Genomic DNA, 18260 nt, shown 5'->3' with positions numbered 1-18260 from the left:
GCCTCCAATACCCACCCTCGACCCCCGAACTCGTTCGCCTGGAGACCGCAGCATGCAGCGTCGTGTCGCTCTCGTGGGGATGTATGGCGGCTACTTCGGCGAGCGGAACCCCGGCTGTTTCCTCATCCTCGAGGCGGCCCTCCGGGCGCTCGGCCGGCGGCTGCCCGACGCCTCGTTCGACATCTATTCGGAGGACGCGATCGGTCGCTTCCACGGGGTCCGCAGCGAGCTCGTGCACGGTCGCGAGCTGCGCTACTTCTCGTCGCAGTGGGGCCAGACCCTGCTGGCGACCAGCCTCATGGGCTACGACGCGCTCGTCCTGGGCGGCGACATCATCCTGGCGCCGCCGCCGGCGCCGTCGGTGTTCCTGCTCGAGTCGCCGGCGTTCCTCGCGGCGCCCAGCCCGCCCGTGTTCTACAACGCGGCGCACTCGGCCCTGTCGCGCGAGGAGATCGTCGACGGCTTCCACACCGAGCGCCTCCGCGGCCTGTGCAAGCGCGCTGACTACGTGGGCGTGCGCACCGAGCACGTCCGCGACGCGCTGCGAGAGCTCGGCTGCGCCGACAAGGTCGCGTTCTGCCCCGACCCGACGCTCTCGCTCGACCTGCACGAGGTGCTCCGCGGGATCGAGGTCCCCCGCTTGAAGCGCGAGAAGAAGATCCTCGGGCTCTCGGTCATGGCGCACTTCGTCGAGGGCATCGTCGACGCGATCGCGGCGGACCCGAGTTTCTTGGACGAGTACGATCTGTGGGTCTATCCGTACAGCCGCCAGTACAACCACATCGAGGCGGTGCTGCGGATCCAGCAAAAGTACGGAGATCGCTTCCATTACATCGAGCGCTACCAGGACCCGCTGGCGACCTTCGCCTTGATGGCGCAGTTCGACGCCTCGATCAACGACACCTACCACGGCACGATCGCCGCGCTGCTCGCGGGGATCCCCTTCCTGGTGATCGATCGCGAGGACGAAGTCCGCTCGCGCAGCCGCAATCTGCTCCGGCTGTTCTCCTGGGAGGATCGCATCGTGACCGCGCGCCGGCACGGGCTGACAGATCCCGCCGACGACGGCCTGCTCCTGGGCGACGCCCTCGTCGAGCGCTGGCGTGGACCGCTGCAGACCTTGCGCGAGCAGCCGCGCGGAGATTCTTCAAAAGACCTCGGCACGGTCCGCGCGATCATCGACGCTCACTTCGACCGAATCGCGCACGGCATCGCCGCATCGTCCGGCCTCACGGATTCACCCGCACGAACAGGGGCTCGGCCCGCTTGAGAGGTCCCTCCGCCGTCCGTCCGCGAGCGTGAATCATCGCTTTCATCAATAAAATGACGGCCCGTCTTGCTCCGGGCCGATATCGTCATTGGTTCAACGGAACGTCGGCGGCGGGCGCGACTGTTCCGGAATGGCGATTGTGGCGAAGAAGCCCCTGTAGAGGGTGCAGAGGCGCCGAAACTGCGCAGGCGAACACGGCTGACTCCGGCGCGTCGCGTCGGCGTGGCCGCGCTCGCGCTCGCGCGAATGCACGTGCTAATTCGTGTGTCCGGCCCGCGGTCCGGCGTCTCCGAGAGCCCCCATTGTCGAACGTCGTTCGTATGATTGACAGTCGCGATACGACTGCAGCAAGATTCATAGAGTAGGGCGCAAGTGTCGGCCTACGTCCCAGTAACCAAGGATGAAATGATGAGCGACAGCATTTTCAACAAGGCCGCGGGCTCCAAGGACCTGCACAACAAGCTGCGCAATGCCAAGAACAGCGACGAGCTGCTCAAGCACGCGCAGGACGCCGGCCTGGGTGACGACGAGAACACCCTGGCCGCCAACGCGCGGTCGATCGCGACGGCAGAACTGCGCAAGCATGGCCTGCCCGAGTGGGCCATCCGCAGCCTGTTCCTCGGCGAGCCCGTTTGCTGGTAGCAGCGGGTCCGTCACAGGACCATGATCCTCGCTGAATAGCGAGGAACGAGCGGCGGAGTCTCTTCGCCGCTCCCTTTGGACTTATCAGGGCACCCGCGGTACGCTGAGCCGATGTACGCCGCGAAGCAGTCGACCTCAGTTCAGCCGGAGCGCGCGCGCCTGCGGGCCCACGTGGAGGCGGTCGCGGAGCCTCGGTGCCCCCGCGCCAACCCGAAAGGGCACGCCCGCGTGAAGCAGCGGCTGCTCGAGCGGCTGTCGGCGATCGGCGGGGCGCTGCGCGTCGAGCCGTTCCTGCGCGGTCGGGTCGTCCACGAGAATCTCGTCGTCGATCTGCCGGGCGACGGCGACGACGGCGAGCGCGAGCTGGTGGTGGTCGGGGCCCACTACGATTCGGTCCCCGACTCGCCCGGCGCCGACGACAACGGCTCGGCCCTGGCGGCGCTGCTGGAGATCGGTCGCTGCCTGGCGCCGCTGCGCCGGCGCCACGATCTGCGCCTGGTCGCCTTCGATCTCGAGGAGGTCGGGTTTCAGGGCAGCCGCTATCACGCAGCGCAGTGCAAGTGGGCCCGGCAGCCGATCCGCCTGATGATGTCGCTCGAGATGGTGGGCTACTGCAGCCACGCGCCGGGCAGCCAGCAGTACCCCGGCAACCTCGGCAAGGTGCTGCCCGATCGCGGCGACTTCATCGGGCTTCTTTATAATCTCCGCGGCCTGCGCTCGACCTACACCCTCGCGCGCGGGCTGCGAGCCGCGGAGGCGCGGACGTTCGCGCTGCCCACGGGGTTCAAGGGTGAGTGGATCCCGACGTCGTGCCGCAGCGATCACGTGCCGTTCTGGGAGCTCGGCTATCCGGCCGTGCTGGTCACCGACACCGCCGGTCTGCGCAATCCGCATTATCACGAGCCGTCCGACTCGCCCGACACCCTCGACTACGAATTCCTCGAGACTGTCAGCCGCGGCCTGGTGACCGGCATCGGCCGCCTCGTCGGCGCGCGCGCGGAATGAGAGGTCGTGGTTCGACTCAGGCGGAGGTCGAATCGACTGCGTCGGGCTCGGGCGCGAGGGTGCCCCGGTAGAGGCAGCCGAGCACGGTGAACTCGCTGTCGCCGTGGACGATGATCAGAGACAGCCGGAACGGCACGTGCGGCCACGGCTCGGGCACCTGGAACGACTGCACCGGCTCGCCCGACGCGGCGGCCGGCCAGTCCCAGTGGAGGGTCTCGCGGGTGAAGAAGCGCTCGATGGTGACGCGGGCGAGCCACCCCGAGCGGGGCGGAGATCCGTGCAGGTGCATCCACCCGTCCGGTGTGACCGACATTGAAAGAGTGTGATCGATCGCCATGTCCTGCACCGACCCGCAGCTCGGGCACACCGTCTCACGCCGCGGCACGGAGCCGGCGATGCGCAGGACGAACGTCCGCGCGACGGTCCGCCGGCCGCACGCGGAGCACGGCGTCTTGTCGGGCAGGACCTCGATGGTTTCGACGAACCGGCCCCAGTTCTTGGACAGCATGGTGTCCTGACTCGTCAGCCAGTCGAGCATGTCGCTGCGAAAGCGATCGACGAGCGCGGCGTCGTGGCGCCGGCCCTCGACCCGCATCGCCTCGTACTCGGCGGCGCTCGCCGTGACCCTGGCGGCGACGTCGGGGCGACCTTCGCTGGAGTGGCCGCGGAGGATCATCAGGCGCAGCAGGGTGAGCCCGGCGAAGCAGCGTGGCGACGGCGTCGGCGGCTTCTGGAACGCTTGCACCCCCGCGAGCGGATCGGGCACGTCGAGGGGCTCGAGGCGGACTGCCGGGTCACCGATCAGGCACAGCTTGTGGTAGTTGCCGCGGGCCTCCGGCGACGACAGGTGGCGCGCCAGCGCCTCGCCGAGCGGCAGGCCGCGCGCGACGTCGTGGAACAACCGGGCGGTGAGCGGGAGGCGCTGGATGTTGATCTCCCAGCTCGTCACCAGCGCGCCGACGGTGAAGCTCTCGAGCAATCGGCGCGACAGCGCGTAGGCGGGCGAGTACATGTGCTGCGACGGGTAGAGGCCCCAGCACACGCAATAGACGAGGACGTGGGCCTTGACGACCCGCGGATGCAAAAGGGCCTCGGTGCCGAGCACCTCGGACATCGGCCGGCTGCAGCGCTGGCAGTAGCCGGTGACCACGCAGCTCGGCGCGGGCTGGACGCCGAGGTCGGCGCCCTCCATGGGACAGAGCACGAGGCCGTCGCGCAGGTAGGCGTCGATGCCGTCGGAGTGGCTGTAGAGCGTGAGCAGGCCGGCGCCGCTCGCCAGGGCCCGGCGAAACTCGGCGGGCGTGGCCTGGGCGCCGACGATCGAGAATTCGGGCGCCATGTGGGCGCCGAATTCGATGTTGGTGTTGATGTCGACGCGTCGATGATCGAAGTGTCGGTGGCTGCAGTGACGCGCGGCGGAACGCGTCAGCACCTGCAGCGAGAGGTCGGCGTCGTCGTAGCTGAAGATCAGGCCGGGCGCGGAGGTCAAAGGGTAGCGATCGTAGAGCTGGTCGAGCAGCCTCTCGTCGACGAAGGCGTAGGTGGTGACGACGACGACGGCGTCGGGGAATGCGCCGAGGCGCTCGAGGTCCTCGACGAATTCGCAGGCGCGGCCGGTCAGGTGGGCGTAGAGCCGCGCGTGCTCGAATGCGTCGACGCCGAGGCCGACGACGAGCTCAGGTCCGCTCAATACCGCCTCGTCGGCGTGGTCGACGAACACGACGGTGCCGCCGAGGGTCGAGACCATCCGCTCCAGGCTGTCTCGCTCCCTCGCGCTGCACACGGGCCATACGGGCCGGCCGTCCACTTGGAAAAAACGAGCGCTCGGCGCCTCGATCGCGAGGATCACGTCATTGCCAGGCCCTGTCATCGTGCGACGGTTTTTACCACGAATGGAGGGTCCCGAGGTTTGCGCGATCTGTCGTCGTTCCGAGACGACACAATCGCGAGGATGCGCGGACGCGCCGGGGACCGTGTTCAGACGGTGTCGCGCGTCGGTCCTCGGGCGGTCGCGCGCGGAAGAGATTCGCGGTTGCGGAGGTCGCTTCCGCGCCGGGCGCGAGGTCGGTTACGCTGCGCGCGTGCGGGGCGGGCCCTGGGCGAGACTGTTCGAGCGCGAGCCGGCGCTGTTCGCCGCCGGCCTGCGCGCGGCGACGATCGCGGCGGCGCTGTGGCTGTCGCTCGAGGTCGACCTGCGCTGGACCTCGCTGGCCAAGGACGCGACGGTGTCGGTCGCGGGGCTGGTGGTGCCGACGGGGTGGTGGTCGTCGCCGGCGCTGCTGTGGCTGGGACGCGCGCTGCTGTGGGGCGGGGCGGCGACATGGCTTTTGGGACATGCACGAACGATCAGGCTGATCGCGGCCTGGGCGACGGCCCTGGGGATGCTGACCCTCGGCTCGCTGTACTGGGAGAACCTGCCGTGGTTCCGCCACAAGTTCGTGCCGCCGCTGTGGCTGCTGGTGGTGCTGGTCGCCGGCGAGCACGCGCGCACGGAGCCGGGGCAGGCGCCGCGGTGGGTCCGCGAGGGGGCGGTGTTCGTGCTGACGTGCTTCTACGCCGGCGCTGGTTTTAATAAGGTGCTGACGTCCGGGGGGCGCTGGGCCGACGGGACTGCGCTGCAGCTGTGGCTGTGGCGCCTCGGCGATCCCGACAGCATGGTGCGGGCGTGGGCGATCGCCGATCCGCGGGTCGCCGCGGGGCTGGCGACCGTGGCGCTGGGGCTCGAGCTGGCGACCGTCCTGCTGGTGCCGTTGCCGCGCGTCCGGCCGTGGCTGGCGGCCGGCCTGGTGGCGCTGCACGTGGGTATCGACCAGGTGCTGCACATCGACTTCCGGCCGATGATCGTGCTGGTCCTCGTCGTGCTGCTGCCGTGGCCGGAATGGTGGCAGCGGCGAATGGCCCGAGTGTGAGCATCATTCTGCCCAGGAGCCGCCGTCGAGGTCAGGTCGCGGAGGCCAGGAGCTGGTCGCGGGTGCTCGCGTAGGTGGGCTCGTCGACCTGCTCGAGGTGCTCGACGATCCGCGCGCGCGGCTGGCCGTCGGGGCCGACGAACAGCTTGTCGGTATCGAGGGTGCGGGCGCCGAGGCGGCCGCTGCCCTGCAGCTTGCCGGAGCCGTCGCTCATGGCGATGTCGTAGGTCCACGCGGTCCAGGCCCACTCGGGGCCGGTGAAGCTGACCGTGCCGGCGAAGCTGCCGGCGCGGTCGGTGGTCGTGAACACCGCGGCGTCGCCAGGACGTCGCCGCAGCTCGGTGAAGAACTGCTCGCCGGGGTGGACGACGAGCTCCTCGATGCTGCCCTGCGCGGGGTCGACTGTGCGGCGCACTGCGATGGTCTTCGGCGGGCCGTAGGGCTGCGCGCCGTCGGGCGACGTGGTGGCGGTGGTGCCGACGTAGTATGTTGCGGCGACGGCAGGAGGCGGGGTCGATTGCTCGGGGTGCTTGCAGGCGAACGCGGCGACGGCCAACGCGACGAACGCGGCCCTGTGGACGTAATCGGACGGCATGGACGACTCCTCGGTCGCGCGGCGGGGGCCGCGTCGCGAGGGTTGTATCGTCGATCGGCGGCGCGACCCCTACCGGTCCTGGGAATGACGGGAGACGCAGGATGAGCCGGGGGTACGCGGTCGGGCCGGAGGCGCGGGCGGCCCTGGCGGTGCTGCTGCTCGAGCTGCAAGACGCGCCCGACGAGCCGTGGACGGTCGAGGCGATGGCGGGACGCGTCGGCTATGATCCGTCGCACTTCGCCCGCGCGTTCCAGACCGTGGTCGGGCAGCCGCCGCTGCGCTGGCTGCGGACGCTGCGGCTCGAGCGGGCGGCGCACGAGCTGGCGTCCGCGCCGGGCAAGGCGCTGGAGGTCGTGGCCGAGGAGGCCGGGTACGCGTCGCACGAGGCGTTCCGCCGCGCCTTCGTGCGCGCGTTCGGGGTGCCGCCGAGCGCGATGCGTGGCCGCCCGCGCGGGCCGAGAGGGGCCGCCCCGCGGCCGCAGGGGGCCTTGCAAGGGCGCCCGGAGGGGCTCGTGGGGGCGCCGGAGATCGTGCGCTTCGGGCCGCTGTCCTCCGCGGTGACGGTGGTGGCGGCGCGGTTCGACGACGCGGCGATCGCCGAGGCGTGGCGCCGGCTCTACACGGTCGCGCCGCCGGCGTCGGCGTGGGAGCTGGCGGCCGCGTCACCGCCGTGGGGATTTTTTAAAACCAATCAAACGGGGCTGCCGCGCGAGTACCGGTGCATCCGCCTCGGGTACGGCGAGAAGGCCCCGCCGGGTTTCTCGCCGTGGCGCATGCAGGCCGGCTGGTTCGCCCGCTTCCGCTACGAGGGAGCGATGGCGGGGATCCACGCGCTGATGACGTGGATCTTCCGCGACTGGCTGCCGGGCTCGGCGCTGCGCTGGCGCTTCGCGCCGGTGGTGACTCTGTTCGACCCCGCCGTGTGGCACGGGTCGCGGTTCGAACGCTCGCGCTGCGTGGTGCACGTGCCGGTGCAGCGCCTCGGCGGGCTCGGCAATGCGATGACATGACCTTTCAGGCATGCCATGATTGGGGGCGGATCCGCGCTCGCCGGCGCGGCGGGGCGAGCATCGAATTGTAGTGTCGCGAGGCCTCTGCCGGCCTCGTCGGGCGATCCCCTGCGGTGCTCGCCGATCGTCCAGGGATTCTCGCCTTGTCCCGCGCGCTCCCGCGGGTTAAATCCGCTGCCACCCCCATGACGACCCCCGACGAGTTCGACTTCAGGAAGGCTGTCTTCTACTTCCGCACCCTCGACCGCTGGCCCGGTGGCAACGCCGACATGATCACCATCAAGGTGGTCCTGCGGCTCGCGCCCGGCGCGGCGCCCGAGCTCGCGGCCCAGTTCTACCGCTGCTTCGACGGGCGCCACCTGTGGTACCCGGCGCGACGCGTCGAGGTCGACGCCGGTGAGGCGTTCGCGGAGTTCCTCGCGGTGATCCGCTCGATCGCCGCGCGCGGCAGCTCGCTCCTCGCGGCGGATGTGCTCGACCCCGCCGAGGACGAGTGGGACTGCGACTGGGCGGACTCCGAGGTCTATTTTCATGCGACCGACGAGGCCCCCGAGACGGCGGACGGGGCCGTCTTGCAGCTCGTGCGCCGGACGTCGAAGGCCGCAGGGTCTCCGCCCGACCCCGAGCTGGAGCGGGCGTTCGAGCTGGCGCGGCAGGTCACGGGCGTCGGCCGCGTGTTCCAGTTCGGCAACACGGAGGACGCCCTGTCCGCGGCCTACTTCGTCTCGGGCGGGGCGCCGGAGCAGGAGCAGGAGTACACGGCGGAGGCGGCTCCGTCGTACCTGCCGCCCGAGACCGACGCTGTCTTCGTCGAGCTGCAGGCCGTGCGGGCGCAAATCGACTCGCAGGCCGCGGCGAAGGCCGCGGAGGCCAGGGGCCCGGAGACCTTGCTGGTGTACCGCCTCGACGAGGTGCCCGAGTTCCTGACCCGCGAGCTGCCGCCCGATTCGAGCGTGCGGCGGTGCCTGTTCTTCACCGCGCGCGACGACAGCCCGGCCATCGACGCGATGCTCGCGGCGATCCCCGAGGACGAGCACGCCGAAGTCGACGCGGCGATGGAGATCGCCAACCGCGTGACCGCGATCGCGGCGCGGTCCGAGGCGTTCGCAAACACGCTGCGACCCGACGAGGTGCCGCGCGGCGGGGCGCTGCTCGGTGGCACCTACGTCAACGGGTTTCACGGCGGAGACGCCGACGCGGTCGAGCGCTGGATCGAGGCGCAGGGCCTGAAGCGCGTGACGCTGCGGAGCTTCCTCGATCGGCTCATCCTGGTGCGCGCGCTGGACGAGGAGGGCGCGCCGCTCCAGCAGGTCGACAAGTTCGCCGGCAGGCCGCCCGCGCTGACTGCGAACCCGATCGATGACGACGGCCTCTACGTGTTCGAACGCGACAGCGACCACGTCCGCTTCGAACTGGCGCAGGTGTCCGACGAGGAGGAGGTGCCGTGGCTCGAGCTGCGCGCGGAGGAGCTGCCGCCGGGCGTGCTGCACACCGTGACCGTGCCTGCCGTGAGCGCGGAGGAGAAGACGGGGGCGCAGGCGGCGGATGAGGAGACGGCGGCGGAGGAGACGTCGGAGGCGGCTGCGGAGGAGAAGTCGGAGGCGGCGGAGCCGGAGGAGACGGCGGCCAGAAAGACGACTGCGAAGCAGGGCGCGAAGAAGGCCGCGAAGCGAGCTGCGGCGAAGAAGTCGGCGTCGAAGCGAGCTGCGGCGAAGAAGTCGGCGTCGAAGCAGCCGGCGGCGAAGAAGTCGGCGTCGAAGCAGCCGGCGGCGAAGAAGTCGGCGGCGAAGAAGTCGGCGGCGAAGAAGACTGCGGCGAAGAAGTCGGCGTCGAAGAAGTCGGCGTCGAAGAAGGCCGGGAAGAAGACGGCGGCGAAGAAGACTGCGAAGGCCGGGAAGAAGTCGGCGGCGAAGAAAGCGGCGAAGAAGACCGCGGCGAAGAAGACCGCGAAAAAGTCGGCGTCGAAGAAGTCGGCGAAGAAGCCGGCATCGAAGAAGATGGCGAAGAAGAAGACGGCGAAGAAGTAGAACGTTTCGCCTGAGCGCGGCTCGCCTGCCCATCGCGGTCTCCACCGCGACGGCGGGCCTCTTTGCCCTGCGGGCCGTGGAGCTGCGAATGTGACTTGACCGTACGGCGAGCCGCGTCGTGACGCGCTCGGCCTCGAGGAGCTACCAAGCGCCTCGGAGGCGCGAAGGCCGGCGTCGACCAGCTCCGCGATCCCCTTCCTCACCGGCTCCTTCTGCCCTACCTTCTTCATCGTGGTGGCTCCTTCTCGAGCAGCCCCCCAACTCGACTTTCAACGCCGCGCGGGACTACGCCTCGTCGTGCCCCTTGCGGTACACCCATGCGAGACGGAGAGCACGTTGCGAGAGCGATTCACGACCCTCGTCGAAGAGCTTCGCGCCAAGCCCGAGATCGAAGTCCTCGGCGCGGAGCTCGGCGCCCCGGCTTCGGACGATGATCTCGCGCGGCTCGAGGCCTGGTTCGGCGGGACCGTCCCCGACGACATTCGCGCGTTCTACTCGCAGGTCGGCTCCGCGCAGATCCGTTGGATGGGACTCGCTAACCCCGCGTACGCGCGCCGCGGCGCCGAGATCCCGCGGGGCTCGGTCGCCTGGGTGTATGCGCTCGTCGACCCGATCGACGAGGAGGGCGCCCTCGTCTTGCCGCCTCTCGACGTGGTCCTCGACCGGTCGTGGGAGGACGTGATGCGCGAGATGTGGATCTGGATCGGCGGCAAAGCCCACGAAGGACCGAAGGTCACGGAAGGCGGATTCGACGGCGCCGTCCGCATCTTCGACTTCTCGTCGTTCGCCGGGTGGCCGGGCTTCTTCCGAGCGACGGGCCTCGTCGGTGTCGGCAGCGAGATGGGTTGGCAAGGGAAACGCACCTCTTTCGCGGCGCACATCGACAAGGCGGTCAAAAGGATGAAGGCACGCGCCGAAGCCGTTTGCCGCGGCGAGTGGGACTACGGACAATAAGGCCTCTCCCGGACGACGGCCTCGGGTAGACATGACCTTGAGGGCATGTCTCATGAGGCATTCCGCGGGAGACTCCGCGAAGGGATCGGCCGATCGTGGAGACATGTCCGTCGGGACATGTTATTTTAAAAAGACGGACGCTGTCAGGCCGCGCGGACCTGGGCGAGGGCGGTGAGCAGGTGGTCGCGGTCGATCGGCTTGCCGACGTAGGCGGAGGCGCCGAGGACGAGGGCGCGGGCCTGTTCGTCGAGCAGCGAGGCGACGATCACGGGGACGCTGCGCAGGCCGATGTCGCTGCGCAGCTGGACGAGGGCGTTCCAGGCGTCGTCGTCGGGGACGGCGATGCCGAGCACGATCGCCTGCGGGCGCAAGGACTTGGCCAGCGACAGGCCCTGCGAGGCGCTGGTGCAGCTGATCACGGGGACGTGCTCGCCCTGCAGGCCGCGCTGGACCTGCTCGAGGGTGGCGGGGTCGTCGTCGATGACGAGGACGGGGCCCTGCGGCGGGGCGGCGGCGTCGGGCGGCGGGGCGGCGACGTCGAGCTCGGTGGGGACTGTGATGGTGAAGGTCGAGCCCTCGCCGGGGACGCTGGTGGCGGTGATGTCGCCGCCCATGAGGCGGCAGAACTCGCGGGCGATCGACAGGCCGAGGCCGGCGCCGCCGTAGCGGCGGGTGGTCGAGGCGTCGGCCTGCGTGAACTCTTGAAACAGGCGCGGCAGGGCCTCGGCGGCGATGCCGATGCCGGAGTCGGCGACCGCGATCTCGATCCAGTCGCGCGCGTCCTTCGTCGTGCGCCGCACGCCGACGCGGATGGTGCCGCGCTCGGTGAACTTGATGGCGTTGCCGAGCAGGTTGAAGAGCACCTGGCGCAGCTTCAGCATGTCGGTGACCATGAAGCCGACTTCGCGGGGGATCCGCAGCTCGATGCGGTTGCCTCGCTGCTGCGCCAGGGTCTCCAGCGCCGAGGTGACGCCCTGGACCAGCGCGCGGGCGCTGAAGCGCTCGGGCCACACCTCCATGCGCCCGGCCTCGATCTTGGTGAGGTCGAGGATGCTGCTGATGAGCTCGAGCAGGTGCACGCCGGCGATGCCGATCCGCTTGAGGTCGCCGACGCTCTCGTGGTCGCCGCGCGCCTCGGCCTCCTCGAGCAGCAGGTCGCTGTAGCCGATGATGGCGTTGAGCGGGGTCCGCAGCTCGTGGCTCATGTTGGCGAGGAAGCGGCTCTTGGCGATGCTGGCCGCCTCGGCGGCCTCTTTTTGGCGCAGCAAGATCTCGGCCTGGCGGCGCTCGGTGACGTCGCGCAGCGTGACGCACAGGCCGACGAAGCCGCGCACCGGCAGCTGCAGCGGGGTGACGGTGATGTCGAGCCAGCGGTCACCCCACGCCAGCTCGGCGGCGAAGCGGTCGCGGGTGGCGGCGGGGCTCTGCAGGTGCTCGGCCAGCGGGTCGAGACCGGAGCCGTGGGCGGCGAGCAGCGGTCGCAGCGGCCGCCCGCGCAGCGCCTCCTCGCTGAGGATGACGCCGTGCGCCGAGCGGAAGCGCATGATCTCGAAGAAGGCGGCGTTGGAGTCGACGATCCGGCCCTCCGGGTCGAGCACGACCACGCCCTCGGTGCTGCGCTTGACGATGTGGGCCCACCGCTCCTGCGCCGAGTAGAGCTGGTAGACGAGGTTGCCGTCGGCGGTCAGCGGCTCGACGCGGGCCAGCCACTGGCGGTCGCGCGGGACCATCTGCAGGCGCGAGAGCACCTCCTGGCCGCCGATCTGCAAGGTGATGAGGAGGTCGAGGCCGGCCTCGTCGGCGCGGCTCAGGGCCTGGTAGAAGAGGCGCTGGCCCTTGCGGTCGCGCGGCGAGAACAGCTCGTCGAGGCCCTGGCCGACCAGAGTGCCGCTGTCGCAGCCGAGGCGGGCGCACAGCTGCGGGTCGACGGCGACGATCCGCAGCTCGGCGTCGAGCTCGAGCTCGTAGGCCCAGGAGGTCGCGCCGGCGCGGTCGCTCGTCATTCGGCGTACCCCAGCAGCGCGTGCAGCTCGGCGACGTCGTCGGCGGTGCACTCGCGGCGCCGCAGGACGGTGATGGGGTTGCCGAGCACGGTGCTGCGCAAGGTGAACCGCGGCGCGGCGATCTCCATGGTCCGGAAGCTCGGGTTGTGACGCGGCTCGCCCCAGCGAGCGGCCAGCTTCTGCCAGATCGGGATCACCGCGTCACGGTCGAGGAAGTACTTGTAGGTCTCCGGATGCACGCACGCGGGGACCTTCTCGCGGTGCATGCGGCGGCTACTCCACCTGCTCGACGGCGAAGTTGCACGAGGGCTCGCCGCAGCTGACGCAGCGCTCCTCGCGGGCGTTGAAGGTGCCGTAGCGCTCCTCGACGGTGCCCTCGCCGTAGACGAGCTCCATGACGCCGGCCGCGACGCCGGTGAGCATGGCGCACTGCGGGGTGGCGGCCAGGCCGCGGTACTCGCGGTAGCCGACGGCCTCGTAGCCGTAGCGCGACTCGAGCGCGAGCGAGCGCGGGGTGTGGGCGGTGACGTGCCAGTCGCCCCAGCCGAGGGCGTTGCTGATGGCGATGATGGCGTGCAGGGCGTCGGACCGGTCGCGCACCATGGGGGCGATGAGGCCGTCCCACTCGGGCGAGTGCATGATGCCGCGGAAGGTGTTCATGCCGCAGTGCTCGGCGTCGGAGATCAGCAGGCGGATGGCGGTCTTGTCGCGCCCGAGGCCGCGCATGGCCTCGACGAAGCCGATGCAGATCCGGTTGTAGAAGTCGGCCGGCATGCTGGCCAGGTACACGCTGAAGGCGGGGATGAGGCCCGCCTCGTCGCCGACCATCGGCATGCCGACGACGGCGTCGATGATCGCCTGCTCGTCGACCTGGGGCGAGCGCAGCCAGCCGGCGCCGGGCTCGCGCGGGGCGGGGATCGCCGGGTCCTTGCGGTTCGGGGCCACCGGCGGACGCTCGCCGCGGTCGACCTCGAAGCGGCAGCGCTCGGCGCCGCGGGCCATGCACTCGACCTCGCGCACGCGCACCGCGGCGCCGGTGACGGCGTGCACGGCGCCCTGCACGTAGCCGGCGGTGAAGCTGCACACGTTGTCGCTGCTCTCGCCGAGGCCGGCGAGCCAGCCCTCCACGAAGTGCGACGAGTCGGCGGTGACGACGTCGGCGCCGATCTGCGACAGGTCGATGCGGCCGAAGCCGAGGTGGCGGTAGAGCTGCTCGGCGACGGCCCAGCGGCGGGCCTCGTCGTCGCCCGGGCGCAGCGCCCGCGCGAGCTGGTCGGCGAACACGGTCTCGGCGGCGCCGACGATCAGGCCCTTGCCGTCGATGCCGCGCGCGCCCTCGAGGGTCCGCTGCAGCCGCGCGTTGTAGTGATGACAGTGGATGATGACGTCGTGCCCGGCGATCCGTCGGCGATACGTCGTCGGCTCGTACTGCATGGCCAGCCGTGAAGCCAGGTCGCTGTCGATCGCCATTGTCATCCTCCTCGCGCGGTGCGCGGGGAGCATCATACTCCGCCGGACATCGCCGCCGCGACTCCACACGTGAGGGTGCGCCGTGCGCGAGCAGGCTGAGGCGCAGCCGCGCGCATCACAGCGCCAGAGTGACGATGCCGGTGATCACCAGCGCGGCGGCCCACAAGACGTCGAGGTTGAACCACGCCTTGCGGAGGATCGCCAGGCCGACCTTCTCGTAGACCACCACCGCGACGAGGCCCATCACCAGCAAGTAGCCGAGCGTGTGCAGCGCCGTGGCGAGCAGGCCGAGCAAGGGCGTCGAGGCGCCCAGCTCCGCGAGGTGCTGGGCGTGCCCGGCGTGGCCGCCGGCGGCGTCGATTGCGTGCTGCGCGTGGTGGCCCGCGTGATGCATGTGCTCGGGCATTGAAGCGTGGTCAACAGCAGGACCGTCGCGCCAGCCGAGCAGCACCGGGGCGAGCATCAGGCCGGCGCCGTGGGCGGTGGCCATCAGGAAGCTCCACCACGTCAGGTCGAGCCAGTTGACGCGCATGCCGACCCACCGCGGGTGACGGCAGCGCACCAGCTTGTAGAGGCCGAAGCCGGTGAGGCCGAGGCCGACCGGCCAGCGCACCCAGGCGTCGGGCAGGGCGTCCTTGAGGACGCCGATGACGAGCAGGACGACCGCGATCGACAGCGCGTGGCCGAGAGCGATCGGCAGCAGCGCGCGCAGGACGGCCGCCCGTCGCTGCTCCTGCAGGCCGAGGGCCACTGCGAACAGCCAGCCCATGCCGGGGTTGATGCCGTGGAAGGCGCCGAGGCCCAGGAGGGCCAGCCATGCCTGAGCGTCGCTCATGGGTAGCAGTAGGAGTCGGAGGAGGCGTCACCGCCCTGCAGGCGGATCTGGTGGCCGCGCAGGCCGGGCTCGAATTGCAGGAAGAACTTCGGGTCGAGGGTCATGCCCTTGCCGTCCGCGGGCACGTCGAGCTTGACCATCCAGCCGTCGAAGCCGCCGGGGTAGAATTGCTCGTCCCACGGGGCGTACAGCGAATTGGTGAAGTAGACCCGGCGACCGTCGCGGCTGACCTCGACCATCTGCGGGCCGCCGCCGAGCTTGACGTCGGGCTGGTTCGGGTGGGCGGTCTGGCGGACGATGCCGCCGAGGTGGACGCTGCCGGTCTTCTTGGGGTTGTGCGGGTCGGAGACGTCGTACTGGAGGAACTCGCCGGTGCCCCAGCACGAGACATAGAGGGTCTTGTCGTCGAGCGAGAGGTTGATGTCGGTGATCAGCGGGGGCACTGCGCCGAAGCCCTTGAGCAGCGGGGGCAGCAGGGCGGGGTCGGCCGGCTCGGCGGGGATCTCGATGACCTTCTTGATCTGCCACTTGCCGCCCTCGAGGAACCACAGCCAGATCGAGGCCGAGAGGTCCTTGAGCGAGACGACGACGCTGGCGAAGCCCCACGGGCGGGTCGGATTGTGGGCCGGGCGCAGCTCCAGCACCATCTGATACTCGGGGCCGAGCTCGAGCCGCTCGAGGTGCTTGCGCCGGCGCAGGTCCCACACGTGCAGCGAATTGCCGTACTTGCCGCCGAGCAGCAGCTCGGGGACGAGGCCGCGCCGGACCATGTTCGGCGTGCCCCACTCGCTGGAAATCAGGGTGTCGTGGCCGAGGTGCCACCAGAAGTCGTAGTGGAGCACCTGCGGGCCGCGATCGATCTCCCAGCGGCCGCGGATGTCGAACGTCTCGTGGTCGAGCATGAAGATGCCGCCCGGGCCGCCGCCGTCGGGCGCGCCCAGGGCGCTGACGTAGATGCCCTCGGGGCCGCAGTGGGTCGTGTGCGGGCTGGCGTAGCCGGTCTTGCGGAACAGCTCGTCGGGCTCGATGGTGCGGACGATCTGCGGCCGCTTCGGGTCGGGCTGGGTGTCGAGGATGTAGATCCGCGACGAGTTGATGCCGGGGACCACGAGGTAGCGGCGCTCGACGTGCGGGTGCGGCGCGTACGGGCACAGGCACGCGCTGCAGGCGTTCCAGCCGAAGTGGTGCAGCTCGTCGCCGATGTTCGGCATGTCGACCTGGCCGACCACCTGGGCGAAGCTCTTCGAGGCCGGGTCGACGTCGACCACCGCCATCGCGTCCGGCCGCTTGGCCCCGGTCGGGTCGAGCAGCACCACGTACGCGAGCTGCTCCGGCGGGGCCTGCATCGCCATCGTCGGCGACGGATAAAAGGTCGGGTCGGGACGAAAGCGAGCGGCCATGTGTCCGGCAGCCTGCCCCGCGCGGCCAGGCCGCGTCAAGGGCCGGCAGGCCGGTGCGGCGGCGGACTATTCATAGGACCGCGGGGACATGGGCCATTGCGCGCGTCCGGCCGCGACGATTGCCGCGATTCGTCGAGGGGGCGTCGGCGCCGGCGGACCGGGTCGCGACGCAGGAGTGCAGGCAACACCTGTGCCCACATTGCTGCCACCTTGGTTACGCGGGATCGCGGCCCGAAAAACGGGACGCGAATCGGCAGCCGCCGCGGCGCCGCGGCGAAATGTCTGGCGAGACATGCCCGAAGTGTCAGCGCCGCGCCGCGCCGCGGTCGGCGGTCGGGCCGGACGCCCTGTCGTCAACGCGGTCCGCGCGGCTCAGTCCGCTGCATGGGCGTCGGTCGAGCGAGGACCGCCGTGGCGCTGGTCCTGGAGCCGGGGAGCGATCCGCCGGCGCTCGCGAGCGGATCGCCCGGCACGATCGCCGCTGCGCCTCGCGGCCCGCGTCGAGCCGGCGCGAGGCCGTCCTCGCCGCCAGATCGAATCACGCGACAGCGACGATTCTGTCATCGAGGACATGTCTGATCGGGCATGCTCGATCAGACATGTTTTAAAAGGCATGCGTCAGTGGACGCCGGCGAGCGGGAGGCGGACGGTGACGGTGGTGCCGGCGCCGGCGGAGCTGGCGAGGTGGATCGTGCCGCCGAGGAGCTCGGTGAGGTGCTTGGCGATCGTCAGGCCGAGGCCGGTGCCGCCGAGGCGGCGGGGGTCGACGGGGCCGACCTGCGAGAACGGCAGGAACACCGCGGCCGACTCCGCGGCGCCGAGGCCCTTGCCGGTGTCGCGGACCTCGAACACGAGCGCGGGTGGGTCGGCGCGGCGGTCGGGGCGGACGACGAGGTCGATGGTGCCGGCGGCGGTGAACTTGCTGGCGCTGGCGAGCAGGTTGACCAGGATCTGCCGCAGCTTGGCGGCGTCGGTGTGCAGCTCGGGCAGGTCGGGGGTGATGTCGACGCGGACCACGTTGGCGCGGCGGACCGCCAGAGGCTCGGCGGTGACGAGGGCGAGCCGGCACACCTCGGCGGCCACCACCGGGCCGAGGTGGACGTCCATGCGCCCGGCCTCGATCTTGCTGAGGTCGAGGACGTTGCCGATCAGGTCGCACAGCATCCGCGCAGAGAGGTAGATGCGCCCGAGAGTCTCGCCCAGGTCGGGGTCGCGCTGGGCGGCGCGGTCGGCCAGCAGGTACTCGCAGTAGCCGACGATGGCGCTCAGCGGGGCGCGCAGCTCGTGGCTCATGCTGGCGACGAAGCTGCTCTTGGCCCGGCTGAGCTCGACCGCGTGGTCGCGGTCGACCTCGAGGTCGACGAGGTGCTCGGCGGTCTGCAGGGCCTGGCGCGCGAGCGCGGCGAACCGACGCGCGCGGGTGACCCGGTCGGGGGTGAAGAAGCCGCGCCGGCGGTGGAGACAGACCAGCATCGCCTGCGAGTGCAGCGCGTGCAGCGGGACGTGCAGCGCGGAGGCGTACTCCTCGCGCAGAGCCGGCTCGACCTGCTGCCACTCGGGGTTGTCGGCGAGGTCGAGCAAGGCGGCGGCCCGGCCGGCGAGCACGCGGTCGGTGAAGGCCCCGCCCGGCCAGGCGATGAGGCGCAGCCGCGGGTCGGTGGCCGCGACGATCTGCGGCGAGACCTCGGGCGCGAAGCCGACGATGAACGCGGCGTCGAACTCGAGCAGGTCGCCGAGCACGCGCAGCACCTCGGCGAACAGCGGCAGGGCGTCGCGCGCCTCGCCGAGCACCTCGAGGCCCTCGAGCAGGCGCTCGGTGTGGGCGGCGGCGATGCGCTCGCGCTCGCTGGTGTCGGCCAGCTCGACGCGCAGCGCGGCGACCTCGGCCTCGGCGGCGAGCCGCGCTTGCTCGGCCGCTGCGAGCCGCTGCTCGAGCTCGCGGACGCGACCCTCGAGGTTGGTGTCGCGGTCAGCCATGGCGGGAGACGACGGCGGAGATCATGAGGTTGTCGAGGCAGGCCGAGGGAGTCGAGCTCGCGCGCGACGTCGATTGCGTACGGGTCGCAAGCTCCATCCGCGCCGATTGTAGCGGCAACGATGCGGCCCGGCGCACCCGCGGGCGACGCGCGTGCGGCGGCCG

At 70.8% G+C, this 18260-nt stretch carries 15 protein-coding genes; 7 read left to right on the top strand and 8 right to left on the bottom strand.

From position 1 onward, the window contains the following. Nucleotides 1–52: 52 nt before the first annotated feature. The 3 genes from OV090_RS46370 to OV090_RS46360 all read left to right on the top strand — a co-directional run bounded on the left by OV090_RS46370 (nt 53) and on the right by OV090_RS46360 (nt 2917). Nucleotides 53–1270, top strand: coding sequence for a polysaccharide pyruvyl transferase family protein (locus tag OV090_RS46370; RefSeq protein ID WP_267711468.1), 1218 nt, complete (start codon nt 53–55; stop codon nt 1268–1270). 372 nt (nt 1271–1642) lie between these two features. Beyond that, nucleotides 1643–1912 carry a hypothetical protein gene (locus tag OV090_RS46365; protein ID WP_267711467.1) on the top strand — a complete coding sequence of 90 codons (270 nt, stop codon included), beginning with the start codon at nt 1643–1645 and terminating at the stop codon, nt 1910–1912. A 111-nt stretch (nt 1913–2023) separates the two neighbouring features. Next, nucleotides 2024–2917 (top strand): M28 family peptidase, encoded by an 894-nt coding sequence (locus OV090_RS46360; RefSeq protein ID WP_267711466.1) that lies wholly within the window; start codon nt 2024–2026, stop codon nt 2915–2917. Between the two features lie 16 nt (nt 2918–2933). On the opposite strand, the gene OV090_RS46355 is transcribed toward OV090_RS46360, so the two are convergent. Then, complete coding sequence (locus OV090_RS46355; RefSeq protein ID WP_267711464.1) at nt 2934–4664, bottom strand: hypothetical protein; 1731 nt, start codon at nt 4662–4664, stop codon at nt 2934–2936. A 334-nt stretch (nt 4665–4998) separates the two neighbouring features. Here OV090_RS46355 and OV090_RS46350 point away from each other — a divergent pair, with 334 nt between their 5' ends. Further along, nucleotides 4999–5826 carry a hypothetical protein gene (locus tag OV090_RS46350; RefSeq protein WP_267711463.1) on the top strand — a complete coding sequence of 276 codons (828 nt, stop codon included), beginning with the start codon at nt 4999–5001 and terminating at the stop codon, nt 5824–5826. Nucleotides 5827–5857: 31 nt separating this feature from the next. Here the strand turns inward: OV090_RS46350 and OV090_RS46345 are convergent, their stop codons facing one another. Continuing rightward, entirely contained in the window at nt 5858–6421 is a 564-nt protein-coding gene (locus tag OV090_RS46345) for a hypothetical protein (protein ID WP_267711462.1), read from the bottom strand. A 101-nt stretch (nt 6422–6522) separates the two neighbouring features. Here OV090_RS46345 and OV090_RS46340 point away from each other — a divergent pair, with 101 nt between their 5' ends. The 3 genes from OV090_RS46340 to OV090_RS46330 all read left to right on the top strand — a co-directional run bounded on the left by OV090_RS46340 (nt 6523) and on the right by OV090_RS46330 (nt 10412). Beyond that, nucleotides 6523–7431, top strand: coding sequence for an AraC family transcriptional regulator (locus tag OV090_RS46340; RefSeq protein ID WP_267711461.1), 909 nt, complete (start codon nt 6523–6525; stop codon nt 7429–7431). 185 nt (nt 7432–7616) lie between these two features. Then, nucleotides 7617–9458, top strand: coding sequence for a hypothetical protein (locus tag OV090_RS46335; protein WP_267711460.1), 1842 nt, complete (start codon nt 7617–7619; stop codon nt 9456–9458). Between the two features lie 336 nt (nt 9459–9794). Continuing rightward, nucleotides 9795–10412 (top strand): SMI1/KNR4 family protein, encoded by a 618-nt coding sequence (locus tag OV090_RS46330; RefSeq protein ID WP_267711459.1) that lies wholly within the window; start codon nt 9795–9797, stop codon nt 10410–10412. 143 nt (nt 10413–10555) lie between these two features. Here the strand turns inward: OV090_RS46330 and OV090_RS46325 are convergent, their stop codons facing one another. The 6 genes from OV090_RS46325 to OV090_RS46300 form a co-directional block, all read right to left on the bottom strand. After that, entirely contained in the window at nt 10556–12415 is a 1860-nt protein-coding gene (locus OV090_RS46325; RefSeq protein WP_267711457.1) for an ATP-binding protein, read from the bottom strand. Continuing rightward, on the bottom strand, nt 12412–12681 hold the full coding sequence (locus OV090_RS46320) for a hypothetical protein (protein WP_267711456.1): 270 nt from the start codon (nt 12679–12681) through the stop codon (nt 12412–12414). Before OV090_RS46320 ends, OV090_RS46325 begins: the two co-directional genes overlap by 4 nt. Nucleotides 12682–12688: 7 nt before the next feature. Further along, on the bottom strand, nt 12689–13885 hold the full coding sequence (locus OV090_RS46315) for a V4R domain-containing protein (RefSeq protein ID WP_267711455.1): 1197 nt from the start codon (nt 13883–13885) through the stop codon (nt 12689–12691). A gap of 115 nt (nt 13886–14000) precedes the next feature. Next, complete coding sequence (locus OV090_RS46310) at nt 14001–14720, bottom strand: hypothetical protein (RefSeq protein WP_267711453.1); 720 nt, start codon at nt 14718–14720, stop codon at nt 14001–14003. Then, complete coding sequence (locus OV090_RS46305) at nt 14717–16120, bottom strand: selenium-binding protein SBP56-related protein (RefSeq protein WP_267711452.1); 1404 nt, start codon at nt 16118–16120, stop codon at nt 14717–14719. The genes OV090_RS46310 and OV090_RS46305 overlap by 4 nt, the downstream gene beginning before the upstream one ends. A 618-nt stretch (nt 16121–16738) precedes the next feature. Further along, on the bottom strand, nt 16739–18097 hold the full coding sequence (locus OV090_RS46300) for an ATP-binding protein (protein WP_267711450.1): 1359 nt from the start codon (nt 18095–18097) through the stop codon (nt 16739–16741). Nucleotides 18098–18260 lie beyond the last annotated feature (163 nt).

Source organism: Nannocystis sp. RBIL2, from assembly GCF_026626745.1.
Lineage (GTDB): Bacteria > Myxococcota_A > Polyangia > Nannocystales > Nannocystaceae > Nannocystis.
This window is presented reverse-complemented; position numbering and strand designations above follow the sequence as displayed.